The organism is Aureimonas sp. Leaf427 (genome assembly GCF_001425485.1).
GTDB lineage: Bacteria > Pseudomonadota > Alphaproteobacteria > Rhizobiales > Rhizobiaceae > Plantimonas.
Map to the genome: position 1 here is coordinate 529,292 of NZ_LMQW01000001.1, position 14,574 is coordinate 543,865.

General features: G+C 68.2%; 8 protein-coding genes. 4 read left to right on the top strand and 4 right to left on the bottom strand.

What is annotated here, in order from left to right:
• Nucleotides 1–13: 13 nt before the first annotated feature.
• The 3 genes from ASG62_RS02245 (at nt 14) to ASG62_RS02255 (ending at nt 4,573) form a co-directional block, all read left to right on the top strand.
• Nucleotides 14–2,395: a circularly permuted type 2 ATP-grasp protein gene (locus ASG62_RS02245; RefSeq protein WP_156381923.1), complete on the top strand. Its 2,382-nt coding sequence runs from the start codon at nt 14–16 to the stop codon at nt 2,393–2,395.
• On the top strand, nt 2,392–3,306 hold the full coding sequence (locus ASG62_RS02250; protein WP_244487558.1) for a transglutaminase family protein: 915 nt from the start codon (nt 2,392–2,394) through the stop codon (nt 3,304–3,306). The genes ASG62_RS02245 and ASG62_RS02250 overlap by 4 nt, the downstream gene beginning before the upstream one ends.
• Before the next feature lie 112 nt (nt 3,307–3,418).
• Nucleotides 3,419–4,573: a sensor domain-containing diguanylate cyclase gene (locus ASG62_RS02255; RefSeq protein WP_200944678.1), complete on the top strand. Its 1,155-nt coding sequence runs from the start codon at nt 3,419–3,421 to the stop codon at nt 4,571–4,573.
• 15 nt (nt 4,574–4,588) lie between these two features.
• Here the strand turns inward: ASG62_RS02255 and glgB are convergent, their stop codons facing one another.
• From glgB to ASG62_RS02275, 4 genes are all read right to left on the bottom strand, one after another.
• Complete coding sequence (gene glgB / locus ASG62_RS02260) at nt 4,589–6,820, bottom strand: 1,4-alpha-glucan branching protein GlgB (RefSeq protein ID WP_082537166.1); 2,232 nt, start codon at nt 6,818–6,820, stop codon at nt 4,589–4,591.
• Nucleotides 6,817–10,095 carry a maltose alpha-D-glucosyltransferase gene (gene treS, locus ASG62_RS02265; protein ID WP_244487577.1) on the bottom strand — a complete coding sequence of 1,093 codons (3,279 nt, stop codon included), beginning with the start codon at nt 10,093–10,095 and terminating at the stop codon, nt 6,817–6,819. Before treS ends, glgB begins: the two co-directional genes overlap by 4 nt.
• A 124-nt stretch (nt 10,096–10,219) precedes the next feature.
• A complete protein-coding gene (locus ASG62_RS02270) occupies nt 10,220–12,271 on the bottom strand; it encodes an alpha-1,4-glucan--maltose-1-phosphate maltosyltransferase (RefSeq protein ID WP_200944676.1) in 2,052 nt (683 codons plus the stop codon).
• 199 nt (nt 12,272–12,470) lie between these two features.
• Nucleotides 12,471–13,316 carry a fumarylacetoacetate hydrolase family protein gene (locus ASG62_RS02275; RefSeq protein WP_056694241.1) on the bottom strand — a complete coding sequence of 282 codons (846 nt, stop codon included), beginning with the start codon at nt 13,314–13,316 and terminating at the stop codon, nt 12,471–12,473.
• Nucleotides 13,317–13,727: 411 nt separating this feature from the next.
• On the opposite strand from ASG62_RS02275, the gene ASG62_RS27110 reads away from it, so the two are divergent.
• On the top strand, nt 13,728–14,411 hold the full coding sequence (locus tag ASG62_RS27110; RefSeq protein WP_244487557.1) for a helix-turn-helix transcriptional regulator: 684 nt from the start codon (nt 13,728–13,730) through the stop codon (nt 14,409–14,411).
• Nucleotides 14,412–14,574 lie beyond the last annotated feature (163 nt).

The following is a 14,574-nucleotide window of genomic DNA, read 5'->3' on the forward strand; positions in this document are numbered from 1 at the left end:
CGGCAAGGACGCGATGGCCGCGTTCCTGTCGGCCTATCGCAGGCAGCCCGGCGTCTACGACGAGATGCTGGACGAAGCGGGCGAGATCCGCCCCCACTACCGGCCGCTGATCGAGGCGCTCGCCGCCATGGCCCCGGCCGAGCGCGCGGCGCGCTTCCGCTCGTCGCGGCAATACTTGCGCGAGGCCGGCGTCTTCTACCGCGTCTACGGCACGGGCTCCTCGGAGGACGACCGCGGCTGGCCGCTGGCCCATCCGGCCCTCGTCATCGAGCCGAAGGAATGGGCCGAGCTCGAAGCCGGCCTCGTCCAGCGCGCGAGCTTTCTCGAAAAGCTCGGCGGCGACCTCTACGGCACGCGCTCGCTGATCGCCAAGGGCCACCTGCCCGCCGCCCTCGTCGGCCGCAACCCGGAATTCCTGCGCCCGCTCGGGCGCCAGGGCCTGATGGGCAAGCCGTTGATCCGCTTCATCGCGGTCGATCTCGGCCGTGGGCCGGACGGGCGCTGGTGGGTGCTCGGCGACCGCACGCAGGCGCCCTCGGGCGCAGGCTTCGCGCTGGAGAACCGCGTCGCGACGTCGAGGGCCTTCCCGGAGATCGCCGCGGAGCTGAAGGTCCAGCGCATCGCGGGGTTCTTCGGCAAGTTCCGCGATTCGCTCTTTGCGCTGAACGGCAGCGGCATCCAGTCCCGCATCGGGCTTCTGACGCCGGGCCCCGCCAACGAGACCTATTTCGAGCACGCCTATCTCGCGCGCTATCTCGGCTTCCTGCTTCTGGAGGGCGGCGATCTCGTCGTGCACGGCAGCTCGGTCGAGGTGCGCACCGTCGACGGCTTCAAGCCGCTGCGCGTCCTCTGGCGCCGGCTCGACGCCGATTTCGCCGACCCGCTGGAACTCTTCCCGAAGAGCTATATCGGCACGCCCGGCCTCGTGCGGGCGGTGCGCTCGGGCGAGGTCGAGGTGGTCAACGCGCTGGGCTCGGGCATTCTGGAGACGCGCGCCCTCCTCGCCTTCCAGCCGAGTCTGGCCGAGGCGCTCCTCGGCACGGGGCTGAAACTTCCGACGATCGCCACATGGTGGGGCGGCACGCCCGCCGCCAAGGCCTTTCTGGAAAAGCAGGCCGAGCGCCTGTCCTTCGACAGCGCCTTCCCGCCGGGCGCCAGCGCCGCCGGCCCGGTCGCGCGCAGCCGGGAGGCGCTGCGGGCGGAGCTTTCGCTCGACGCGCTCGGCGTCGTCGGGCAGGAGGTCGCCGCCCTTTCCACCGCGCCCGTCTTCGTCGGCGACAGGCTGGAGGCGCGCCCGGTCGCGCTGCGCGTCTTCCTGGCGCGCAACGAGGACGGCTGGCACGTCATGCCGGGCGGCTTTGCCCGCGTCGCGGACGCGACGAGCGCCACCGCCGTCTCCATGCAGGCGGGCGGTCGCTCGATCGACGTCTGGGTGGGATCGCAGACGGAGGCGCAGCCGATCACGCTGCTCGGGCCGCCGCAGGCCCGCTTCATCCGCCGCGTGCCCGGCGCGCTGCCGGCCAGAGCCGCCGACAATCTCTACTGGCTCGGCCGCTATGCCGAGCGCGCGGAGGTCGCGACCCGCCTTCTGCGCCTTCACGCGGCGCGAACCGCCGTGGCGAGGCCCGGCCTTCTGGAGGAAGCGGTCAAAACGCTTCTGGCGCAGCTCGGCGTCGACATCGCGGAGGAAAAGCCCGCGCGCGGCCTCCTGACGCTCGTTCGCGGCGCCTTCGACATCGCCTCGCGCATCCGCGACCGCTTCTCGCCGGACGGCTGGCGCGTCCTCGGCGAGATCGTAGAGCTTCTGTCGGACAGTCTCGAGGGAGAGAAGCCGAGCGATCTCGCCGACGTCACCAGCGCCGTCCTGACGCGCCTTGCCGGCTTCACAGGACTGGTGCGCGAGAACATGTACCAGTTCGCGGGCTGGCGGTTTCTCTCCTGCGGCCGCTCGCTCGAGCGCGCGCGCTCGACCGCGACCGTCGCCTCGCGCCTGATCGGCACGGATGCGCCGGAAGGCGCGCTCGAGGCGCTGCTGGAATTCGTCGACAGCCGCGTGACCTACCGCCGGCGCTACTCCGTGACGCTCTCGCCGCAGACGGTGCTGGATCTGGCCGTGCTCGATCCCCTCAACCCGCGCTCCGTCGCCTTCCAGGTCAATGCCCTGAAGGAGACGATCGGCCAGCTTCCGGGCGTGCAGCCCGGCGCCTCGCTCGACCAGCTCTCGCGCCGCATCGCGCGGCTGCAGGTCCGGCTCGTGACCGCCGGGCCGGTGGAGGTGGATCAGGCCTTCCTCGACCGCATCGCCAGGGATCTCGGCGAAATCTCCGATCTTCTCGGCCAGCGCTACTTCGCGGCGGGGCCGGACACGGTCCATCAGGGGCTCGACCACGAATGAGCATTCGGCGCGATCCCAAGGCCATGGTCTACGACATCACGCTGAAGTTCGGCTACGACTACCCCTCGGCGGTCAAGGACGCGCGGCACATCCTGCGCCTTCGCCCGCGCGAGACCAAGCGCCAGCACGTCGCCTCGAAGGTGGTGCGGGTCGATCCCGAGCCGGACGAGACGGTGCGCGAATCCGACTTCTTCGGAAACGGCGTCGATCACCTGCGCCTCTACCGTCCGCACGAGTCCCTGAAGATCGAGATGCGCGCCCGCATCGCGGTCAAGACGCACGAGCCCGATCTCGGCGCGACGCCGTCGATCGCCGCGCTTCGCAAGGCGGGGCTCCTCTGCCGCGATACCGGCGCGCAGAGCCCGGTCCACTTCCTCGGCGCGAGCCGCATGCTGCCGGGCTCGCCCCTCGCCACCGCCTTCTACAAGGAGCGCCTGCCCGATCCCGACGAGCCGGCCGGCCCCGCGCTCCTGCGGCTGACGAAGGAGACCTACGAAGCTTTCACCTACGCCTCCGGCACGACGACGATCGAGACGCCGGTGGACACGGTCATGACGACGCGCAAGGGCGTCTGCCAGGACTTCGCCCATGCGATGATCTCGGGCCTTCGCGGCGCCGGCATTCCGGCCGCCTACGTCTCCGGTTTCCTGCGCACGATCCCGCCCAAGGGCCAGCCGCGCCTGGAAGGCGCCGATGCCATGCACGCCTGGATCGCGGTCTGGCTCGGCGAGGAGACGGGCTGGGTCGGCTTCGATCCGACCAACGGCGTCGCGGCGGCGGGGGACCATATCGAGGTCGCCATCGGCCGCGACTATGCGGACGTCGCGCCGATCGGCGGCGTGATCGTCACATCCGGCCCCCAGCGCCTCACCCATTCGGTCGACGTCGCGCCGGTCGAGGAAGCCGGCTAACGAGCCGTTAGCGCACTTTAACCACAGACGCCGAAATGCCGACCCGGGTAAGAAAGTATTGGCGTCTCGGCTGCGAAAACAGGGGTGACCGAACAAGAAGCTGACGATGCGTATGGACGTTCCCACCCTCTACGGCCTGACGGTCGGAACGCTGTGCCTTGCGGTCGCGATGACGCTGTGGGAGCGCAAGGCCCATCCCGGACGCGCCGGCCCGCTCGGCATCTGGGCTTCGGCCTACGCGGCCTTCGCCCTCGGCTGCATGGTCATGATGAACCGCTCGTCCTTGCCCGGCGTGCTCGGCATGGCGCTGACGAACGTCATCATGGTCACGGGCTACCTGCTCGTCCTTCACGGCGCGATCCGGCTCGACGGACGGGGCCGCCCGCTGCTTCTGACCTTGCCGCTCGTCGCGATCAGCGTCGTCTGGACGGAGTTCGGCGCGCGCTACGGCGACGCCTTCTGGCAGTTCGGCGGGTCGCTGCCGATCCTCCTCGTCAGCTTCGCGACCGCCATCGTGCTCGCGCGCAGCAGAGCCTTGAAAGGGCTGCGCTCCCGGCCGCTCGCCATCGCCGTCCATCTCGTCCACGGGCTGTTCTATCTCGGCCGCTTCGCCGTGATGCCCTTCCTCGCCGAAGCCTTCGGACCGGAAGCGCTCGCGCTCTCGGCCAAGATCACCATGTTCGAGGCGGTGCTCTATTCGGTGGCCATGCCGGCGGCCTTCCTGGCGCTCGTGCGCGAGGAGGCGCAGGACCGGCTTCTCGCGGCCTCGCAGACGGACTACCTGACCGGCCTCGGCAATCGGCACGCCTTCTTCGAACGCGGCGCCGCGTTGATGCGGGACAAGAACGCGCTGACGCTGCTGGCCTTCGATCTCGACCATTTCAAGAGCATCAACGACCGCCATGGCCATGCCGCCGGCGACGAGGTCCTGAAGCTCTTCGCAGACGTCGCCCGCGCGGGGCTCGGCTCGAACGCCATTCTGGCGCGGCTCGGCGGCGAGGAGTTCGCGGCGCTCCTTCCGGGCATGGGCGCGAACGAGGCACGGCCTCTCGCCGAGGCGCTCTGCCGGTCCTTCGCGATGGAAGCCGCGAAGGCCGAGGGCCTCGCCATCCGCGCCACCGTCAGCGTCGGGCTGGCCGAACGCGAGCCCGAGAGGCCGGACCTGCAGCGCCTTCTCTCGGCCGCCGATCAGGCGCTCTATCGCGCCAAGTCGCTCGGCCGCGACCGGGTCGAGGCGGCGGCCCCCGCCATCGCAAGGGCCGCCTGAACCTCGATCCCGCGATCAGCCGGCGACGAAGACGACCGTCGCCAGCGGCGGCAGCGTGATCGAGAGCGAGTGCGACCGCCCGTTCGCGCCGATCTCGTCGGCCTCCCATCCGCCCATATTGCCGGTGTTCGTGCCGCCGTAGATCTCGGCATCGGTGTTCATGCGCTCGGTCCAGGTGCCGCCATGCGGCACGCCGACACGATATTCGTGGCGCACGACGGGCGTGAAGTTGGAGACGACGAGCACCGAGCGCCCCTCGGCATCCTTGCGCAGGAAGGCGATGACGCTTTCCGCCTCGTTCTGCGTGTCCACCCATTCGAAACCGGCGGGATCGCAGTCGAGCTGATGCAGCGCGGGGATCTCGCGGTAGAGCGTGTTGAGATCGCGCACGAGGCGCTGCACGCCCTGATGCTCGGGCTGGTCGAGCAGGTGCCAGTCCAGCGAATAGTCGTGCGCCCATTCGCGCTCCTGGCCGAACTCGCCGCCCATGAAGATCAGCTTCTTGCCGGGATGGGTCCACATCCAGCCGAAATAGGCCCGGAGATTGGCGAACTTCTGCCAGCGGTCGCCCGGCATCTTGCCGAGGAGCGAGCCCTTTCCGTAGACGACCTCGTCGTGGGAGAGCGGCAGGATGAAGTTCTCGGAATAGGCGTAGACCATTCCGAACGTCATGTGATGGTGGTGATAGCGCCGGTTGATCGGGTCTTCCTGCATGTAATGCAGCGTGTCGTGCATCCAGCCCATGTTCCACTTGAAGTGGAAGCCGAGGCCGCCCGAATAGGTCGGGCGCGACACGTTGGGGAAGGAGGTCGATTCCTCGGCATGGGTCGAGGCGTTCGGATAGAGCGCGCCGACGCGCTCGTTCGTGTCCTTCAGGAAGGCGATGGCCTCCAGGTTCTCGCGCCCGCCGTGAATGTTGGGCTCCCACTCGCCGTGCTTTCGCGAGTAGTCGAGATAGAGCATGGAAGCGACGGCATCGACGCGCAGGCCGTCGATGTGGAAGCGGTCGAGCCAGTAGAGCCCGTTCGAGACGAGGAAGTTCTTCACCTCCGTGCGCCCGTAGTCGTAGATCAGCGTGTTCCAGTCCTGGTGGAAGCCGCGGCGCGGGTCCGGATGCTCGTAGAGCGCCGTGCCGTCGAAGCGCGCGAGACCGTGGATGTCGGTCGGGAAATGGCCGGGCACCCAGTCGAGAAGAACGCCGATTCCCGCCTGGTGCAGGGCGTCGACGAGCCGGGCGAAGCCCTCCGGCGAGCCGAAGCGCGAGGTCGTCGCGAAGAGGCCGATCGGCTGGTAGCCCCATGAACCGTAGAACGGATGTTCGGAGACCGGCATCAGCTCGACGTGGGTGAAGCCCATGTGCTGGACGTAAGGCACGAGCTGCCCGGCGATCTGGTCGTAGTCGAGAATGGCATTGCCGTCGCCGCGCCGCCAGGAACCCAGATGCACCTCGTAGATCGAGATGGGCTTGGAGGCGTCCTGCCAGTCCGGCCCTTGCGCCTGGAAGTCGGCGTCCTTCCATGCGTGGCGCACGAGGCCTTCCACGATCGAACCCGTCGCGGGCGCCTGCTCGTGATAGAAGCCGACCGGGTCCTGCTTCAGCGGCTGGAGGTCGCCGTGGAGGCCGACGACCTCGAACTTGTAGATCTCGCCGCGCCCGATGCCCGGAACGAAAAGCTCCCAGCACCCGCAATCGTGGCGAAATCGCATGACGTGGCGCCGGCCGTCCCAGCCGTTGAAATGGCCGACGACGGAGACGCGCTGCGCATCCGGCGCCCAGACGACGAAGCGCACGCCCGAAACGCCGTCCATCTCGAACGGATGCGCGCCGAAGGCCTCGTAGAGGCGGTTGTGGGTGCCCTGCGCCAGGAAATAGGCGTCCTGTTCGCCGAGGATCGGGCCGAAGCGATAGGTGTCCTCCTCCTCCCACGCGATGCCGCCATGCGTGTAGCGCAGGCGATAGGCGGAGCCTCGGGAAAGGCCCGGCACGAGGCCGGAATGGAACCCGCCCTCGGAGGGCTCCAGCTCCGCAAGGACCGCGCCCGACGCGTCGATCACGACGGCGGTTTCCGCGCCCGGCCGGAAGACGCGGACGACGAGGCCGCCCTCGGCCTCGTGCGGGCCGAGCAGGGAGAAGGGATCGCGATGCCGGCCTTCCAGAATGGCGCGCAGCGCGCCCTCGCCGGGGCGATGGGCGTCGCTGGCCGTCGGGGCGGACGGTTCGACGGCGCGGCTGGGTGTCATGCTCATGAGAGGACCTGTCGGTTTTCGAGGAGCGTCGTGATGCCGCGAAGAGGAATGGAGAGCCAGGTCGGCCGGTTCGCCGCCTCGTATTTCAGCTCGTAGAACGCCTTTTGCAGGATGAAGAGGTCGAGAAGCCGGCTGGCGCCCTCCTCCGCAGCGTCGATGCCGGAGGCCTCGCTCCAACTGGCGAGGAAGCTCTTGGTGACGTCGGCCTTCCAGGACTCGGTGATGCCGACGAGCTTCTCGAGCGTCGCCTCGTTGCCCGGTCCCGCCTTGTCTAAGGCGGCGAAGGCGGCATAGTCGAAGGAGCGCAGCATGCCGGCGACATCGCGCAGCGGCGAGGATTTCGCCCGGCGCTCCTCCAGCGAGGCCCCCGGCTCGCCCTCGAAGTCGAGGATGACGACGTCGTTCTTCGACACGAGGACCTGACCCAGGTGATAGTCGCCGTGGATGCGGGTGCGCAGACCCGTGAGCCCGGCGGCCGCGAACCCGTCGAACCAATCGTGGATCGCCGAGCGCGCTGCGACGAGCCGCGAGGCGTCCGCGGCCAGCTGCTCGGTCCCGTAGGAGCCGAGCCGCGCCAGAACGTCGAGCGCGCTCTCGGCCTCGGCCCTTGCGGTCTCGACGAACCGGGCGAGCGAGGCTTCGTCGATCGGCTCGGGGTCGAAGTCGGGATCGCCGGTGACGGTGGCGAGCGCACGGTGCATCTCGCCGGTCCGCCGGCCGATGATGTTGCCGGCGTCGATGCGCGTCTGGAGCGGCACGCCGCCCTCCGCCTCGGCGGCATCGCCCATCTGGTCCGTCAGCGGCTCCGTCGCATAGGCGTTGTCGCGGAGATAGCGCGCGAGCCCCTCCGTCACGACCGCCCAGGCATCGCCCTGGTTCTCGATCCGCTGGAACAGGGCGGCGACCGCCGCGCGCGTTCCGTCCTCCCGCTCCAGCTCCACCGAGCCGAGCAGCGCGGGCGCGGCGGTGAAGTCGGTCTTCTCGGTGAGGAAGCGCGTGACCTCCAGTTCCGGCTGCTGCCCGTCGCGCAGGCGGCGGTAGAACTTGAGAATGCCCGTCGAGCCGATCGCGACGGAGGTGTTGGACTGCTCGCCGCCGAGCGGAGCGATTCCTTCCGCCGGCTCGGCCGCGGCCGCCGCCAGCGCTTCGGCGGCGCTCGCGGATGCGTGGACGTGCAGCTTCGAGGTGCCGAGGTCGAGATCGGCGCCCTTGGCGATCATGTCGACGAAGAGCTTGGAGAGCGCGGCGTCGCGCGTGCCGTCGATGATGACGCCGAGGCGCGGGCCCTGGCGCAGCTTCATCAGCGTATAGGGAAGGTTCGGCCGGTTGGCCGCCGCCTGCGGCTCGCCCCAGCGCGCCGAGAGCGGCAGGAAGTAGCGTCGCTCGCCGGCCCGCGTCTTCATCACCGCCTCGGCCAGGAGATGGCGCGGCTCGCCGGGCGCGGGCGCGCCGAGAACGACGAACTCGGCGGTCGCCTTGCCCTCGTCCTTGCCGGAATACCAGCGCTGGCCGCCGACGAACTTCGGCAGCACGGTCTCGATCTCGCGCCGGTTCTGCGTGTTCAGCGTGGTCTTCAGATCGCCGAGCACGACGACGGTGGAGAATTCCGGCAGCGGCTCGGGGACGGGGCGCACGAGCGGGCCGCCGAGGGCAGCGCCCGACACGTCGAACCAGAAGAAGCCGAAGGCCGGCAGCGTCAGCACGTAGGGCGCCTCGCCGATCGCCGGGAAGGGCGAGAGGCCCAGCATCTCGACGGGCGCAACGCCGGCGAAGGCCGAAAGGTCCAGCTCGACCGCCTGTGCCGTTGAGGACAGGTTCGCCACGCAGAGGATCTTCTCCTCCTTGTGCTCGCGCAGGTAGGCCAGCACCTTCCGGTTCGACGGATAGAGGAAGGAGATGGCTCCGCGTCCGAAGGCCTCGCGGGTGCGGCGCACCTGCACGAGGCGGCGCGTCCAGTTCAGCTGGCTCGCGGGATTGTTCGACTGGGCCTCGACGTTGACGGCCTGGAATCCGTAGATCGGGTCCTGGATCGGCGGCAGGTAGAGCCGCTGCGGGTCGGCGCGGGAAAAGCCGCCGTTCCGGTCCGCCGACCATTGCATCGGCGTGCGCACGCCGTCGCGGTCGCCGAGATAGATGTTGTCGCCCATGCCGATCTCGTCGCCGTAATAGAGCGTCGGCGTGCCCGGCATCGACATGAGGAGGGCGTTCAGGAGCTCGACCTTGCGCCGGTCGTTGCCCATCAGCGGGGCGAGGCGCCGGCGGATGCCGAGGTTGATGCGCGCGCGCGTGTCGGCCGCGTAGGTCGACCAGAGATAGTCGCGCTCCTCCTGCGTCACCATTTCGAGCGTCAGCTCGTCGTGATTGCGCAGGAAGATCGCCCACTGGCAGTTCTCGGGGATCTCCGGCGTCTGGCGCATGATGTCGGTGATCGGGTGCCGGTCCTCCTGCGCCAGTGCCATATACATGCGCGGCATCAGCGGGAAGTGGAACGCCATGTGGCATTCGTCGCCCTCGCCGAAATAGGGGCGCGTGTCCTCGGGCCACTGGTTGGCCTCGGCCAGCAGCATGCGGTCGGGATAGTGCTTGTCGAGATCGGCGCGGATCGCCTTCAGGACGACGTGCGTCTCGGGCAGGTTCTCGTTGTTCGTGCCCTCGCGCTCCACGAGATAGGGGATCGCGTCGAGGCGCAGGCCGTCGACGCCCTTGTCCAGCCAGAAGTGCATGACGTCGAGCACCTCCTCCAGAACCTTCGGATTGTCGAAGTTGAGGTCCGGCTGATGCGAGAAGAAGCGGTGCCAGAAATACTGACCCGCCACCGGATCGTAGGTCCAGTTGGAGGTCTCGGTGTCGGTGAAGATGATGCGGGTGAGGTCGTAGCCCTTGTCGTCGTCCGCCCAGACGTAGAAGTCGCGTTCCGGCGAGCCCTTCGGCGCGTTGCGCGCGGCCTGGAACCAGGGATGCTGGTCCGACGTGTGGTTGATGACGAGTTCGGTGATGACGCGAAGCCCGCGCTTGTGGGCCTCCTCCACGAAGCGCTCGAAATCCTCCATCGAGCCGTAGGACGGGTTCACCGAGCGGTAGTCGGCGATGTCGTATCCGTCGTCGCGCAGCGGCGAGGGATAGAAGGGCAGGAGCCAGATCGCGGTGACGCCGAGACCGCTGATATAGTCGAGCTGCGTCAGCAGCCCCCCGAAATCGCCGATCCCGTCGCCGTTCGAATCGACGAAGGTCTTGACGTGCAGCTGGTAGATGATCGCGTCCTTGTACCAATCCATCGCCGCCGGATTGGGGCCGGCGGTGGGATCGGTGGGCGTGAGGGCGACGTGCTCGTTCATGACGACTCGCTTGTATTCTGAGGACGGCGGCAGGGGATCGAACGCTCGGGCCGGGGCCCTCGCCTTAGACGGAGAGCCGCAGAACGATGTAGGGCTGGATGGCGGGATCGAGACCCCAGTACTGGATTTTTCCGGTCCAGGAGAACGTCTCGCCGCTGACAAGGTTCTTCACCTTCACCGTCCCGTCGTCGGGCAGGCCGAACTCCCAGAGCGGGACCTCCAGATGGCCGCCCTGGAACTCGTGCGGGTCGAGCGTCACGATGAAGAGCAGGAGCTCCGAGCGGTCGGGCGCCCACTTGCCGTAATAGAGAATGTTGTCGTTGTAGAGATTGTAGAAGACGAGGTTGCGGAAGGACCGCATCGCCGGCTCGGATTGGCGGAGCTTGTTGAAGAAGGCGAAATCGTCGCGGATATGGCCGGGCGCCTTCCAGTCGAAGGCGCGGATCTCGTACTTTTCGGAGTTGAGATACTCTTCCTTGCCCTGGACGGGCAGATATTCGCAGAGCTCGAAGCCGGAATAGACGCCGTAATTGCCGGCGAGCGTCGCCGCCAGCGCCGCGCGGATGCGGAAACCCGGCCGCCCGCTCGTCTGGAGATAGCGCGGGTTGATGTCCGGCGTGTTCACGAAGAAGTTCGGCCGCATGTACTCGACGCATTCGGTTTGCGTCAGCTCGGTCATGTACTCGGTCAACTCGTACTTCGTGTTGCGCCAGGTGAAGTACGAATAGGACTGGTTGTAGCCGACCTTGGCGAGCCGCTTCATCGGCTTCGGCCGCGTGAAGGCTTCCGCCAGGAAGATCGCGCCCGGCTCCACCTTGCGGATCTCGTCGATGATCCACTCCCAGAAGGGGAAGGGCTTGGTGTGCGGATTGTCCACGCGGAAGATGCGCACGCCCTTGTCCACCCAGAACAGGAAGATGCGCAGGAACTCGAACCAGAGATCGGGAATGGCGTCGCGGTAGAAGTGGACGTTGACGATGTCCTCGTACTTCTTCGGCGGGTTCTCCGCGAACTTGATCGTGCCGTCCGGCCGCCAGTCGAACCATTCGGGATGCTGGCGAATCCACGGATGGTCGGGCGAGCACTGGATGGCGAAGTCGATCGCGATCTCCATGCCGTGCTCGCGCGCGGCCGCCACGAGCCGGGCGAAGTCCTGGAAATTGCCGAGTTCGGGATGCAGCGCGTCGTGGCCGCCATCGGCCGAGCCGATCGCATAAGGTGAGCCCGGATCGTCCGGGCCGGGGGTCAGCGTGTTGTTCTTTCCTTTGCGGTTGGTCTTGCCGATCGGATGGATCGGCGGGAAGTAGAGGACGTCGAAGCCCATCTCCTGGATGTCGGGCAGGCGCTTGATGACGTCGTCGAACGTGCCGTGGCGATCGACCGAGCCCGACTGCGATCGCGGCATCAGCTCGTACCAGGCCGAGAAGCCGGCGGCCTCGCGGTCCACCCAGACCGGCACGTCAACATGATAGCGCGTCAGATGCGTGCGCACGTCCGTCGCCGCGATGGTCGCGATCGTCTCGGGCGCCCGCAGCAGCTCGTACTGCCCGAGCTTGTCGCCCTTGGCGGCGAGCGCGTCGAGCCTGTCCAGAAGCTTCGCCAAGTCCGCCTGCTCTGCCTTCGTGCCCCGGCCGGACTCGGTGCAGAGCCCGAGCAGCGAGCGCGCCTCCGACAGTTCCAGCGCGATGTCCTGCCCGGCATCGCGCTTCTTGCGGGACTCGTCGCGCCAGGTCGCCAGGAGATCGCGCCAGGCGATGACCGTGAAACGGTGATGGCCGGGCTTCTCGAAGGAGAAGCTCGCCCGCCAGCGGTCGTTGACGACGAAGTCCATCAGAACCTCGGTCTCCGCCGAGCCGTCCGCCGGCCCGTAGAGAACGGCCGCCGCGATCACCTCGTGCCCGTCGGTAAAGATGTCGGCCTCGACCGTCAGCTCCTCGCCTTCCAGCCGCTTGGCGGCAAAGCGTCCCCCGTCGATCTCGGGCGAGACGCCCTCGATGGCGAGGCGCGAGGCCGCCAGATGGCGCAGCCGCGCCTCGCTGGCCGCTCTCGCATCCGCGGGACCTGCGGTCGTTTCGGACGGCTTCGCCCTCTGGGGAGCTTCGATGGCATCGGCCATGAACGGACCTCTTGGGATCGGACTTCGATGGGAAGAAGGCCGCCGGACGGCGCCTTCGATGATGGCGTGTGGACGAGGAGCCCGCATCCGAAACCGCCGAGCCATCGGCAGGTTGCGTTTGCGATGCAAAAAGCCTTCCGTGCGGTGCACGGGGCCGCCCCGGCTGGCCTGCCGCGTCCGCCGGGGCGAGCGCGTCGTCTCAGGGCGTCGCGCGAACGGTCTGGCGCTGCTCGCCGAGGCCCGCACCGCCCAGCGAGACTATGTCGCCCTCTTTCAGGAAGGTCGGCGGCTTCATGCCCATGCCGACGCCGGGCGGGGTGCCCGTCGTGATCACGTCGCCCGGCATCAGGCGCATGAAGCCGGAAATATACGAGATCAGCTTGGCGACGCCGAAGATCATGGTGGCGGTCGAGCCGGCCTGCCGCTCGTCCGAGCCGACCTTCAGCCAGAGATCGACGGCCTGAATGTCCGCGATCTCGTCCGGCGTCACGAGCCAGGGGCCGAGCGGGCCGAAGGTCGGCGCGCTCTTGCCCTTCACCCACTGGCCGCCGCGCTCGGTCTGCCAGGCGCGCTCCGACACGTCGTTGCAGAGGCAGAAGCCCGCGACATGGCCGAGCGCCTCGGCCTCCGACACGTTGAACGCGGCCTCGCCGATGACGATGGCAAGTTCCACCTCCCAGTCGAGCTTGGTCGAGCCCGGCGGGATGAGGATGTCGTCGCGCGGCCCGACGATGGAGGAGACGGCCTTGGAGAAGAGGATCGGCTCAGCGGGGATCGGCGCGCCCGTCTCGGCCGCATGGTCGGCATAGTTCAGCCCGACCGCGACGAAGTTCGTTGTGCCCGCGACGGGAGGCCCGAGGCGCGAGGCGGGATCGGCCTTCGGCAGGCTCTTGGGATCGATCGCCGCGATGCGCGCGAGGCTGGCCCGGGACAGGGTCGAGCCGGAGAGGTCCTCGATTTCGAGGGACAGATCGCGAAGCACGTTGTCGGCGTCGATCAGCCCGGGCTTCTCGTCGCCCGCGGCGCCGAATCTCACCAGTCGCATGCACGTCTCCTTGGCTTTTTCGCCGCTGCGCCGAAAGGCGCCCGAGCCATGAGATAGCTCACGCGAGGGATTTGTCTCCTCGTTTCGACGCCGCCGAGCCCGGCTCGGGATGGCGCTAAGCCTTTGTCTCCTCCGCGAAGTTGCGCCCCCGCGCTCTTCGCGGCGCACCGGAAGAGCAGTCACTGAACATCTGGTCAAACGACAAGAAGCGTCGCGCGAGCAAGGACTTGGCGACAGTTAGACGCAAGGCGTCATGGCTAAGGATTGGACAACGGTTCCGCTCGGTCACGTCCGGCGCGCTTGGAGTCGGACGGAAAGGGCCTGCATTCGGTGACGACGATGACCATGAGATTTTCCTCGACCGAAGCTGCGCCCTTGCCGATGTCGCCACACCAGGCCGCCCCGGACACGATGGACGCACCTTCTCCCGGCCCGCCCCTGCAGGTCGACGACGAGGAGTTTCAACGCCTCTCCGAGGTGCTGACGCTCTACCACGCCAAGCGCGCGCTTCGCCGCGTCGCCGAGCGCAACGCCTATCCGGCCTTCGCGCTCCTGTCGGTGAAGACCGGCGGCAACGCGATCAGCCTCGACATGGTGACGTCGAACTGGCCGACGGACCCTTGCGACACGCTGCGCGAGGCGGCCGGGCCGGGCGCGGAGCTGCGCACGAGGCTCGCCGAAGCGATCTCGCCCTTCTACCTGACCCCCGACCAGGCGGCCCTCATCGCCGCGCCGACGCCCTTCGTCCTCTGCCTTCCCGTCTACAACGATGTCGGACGGGGCGCGCTCTTCTTCGCGTCCGAACGGGACGACGGGGACGACGCCCATGCGGCCCTGCACCTCTATGCGATCTACATCTATGCCCGCGTCTGCGCGCTGACGCGCCCTCGCCTTCCCGCCACGGCGCTCGCCCCGCGCGAGATCGACTGCCTGCGCTGGAGCGCGGCCGGCAAGACCTCCGGCGAGATCGCCGCCATTCTCGGCGTGTCCGAAAACACGGTGAACTCCTATCTCGCCGCCGCCGCACAGAAGCTGAACGCGGTCAACCGCGTGCAGACCGTGGCCCAGGCCATCCGCCTGGGCCTCCTGCCCTAACAGCAAAACGGCCTGCAACGCGCCGGGTGCAGGCCCCGCCGCCAATCCTTCAAGATTCCTTCACCGCGTTCACGACTCCTTAAGCACGCGCGGTCGAAAAACGGACGAAGGGCGGGGGAATCGTCCTTCGCGCGGGCCAAGACCGCGGCTGGACGACATTCCC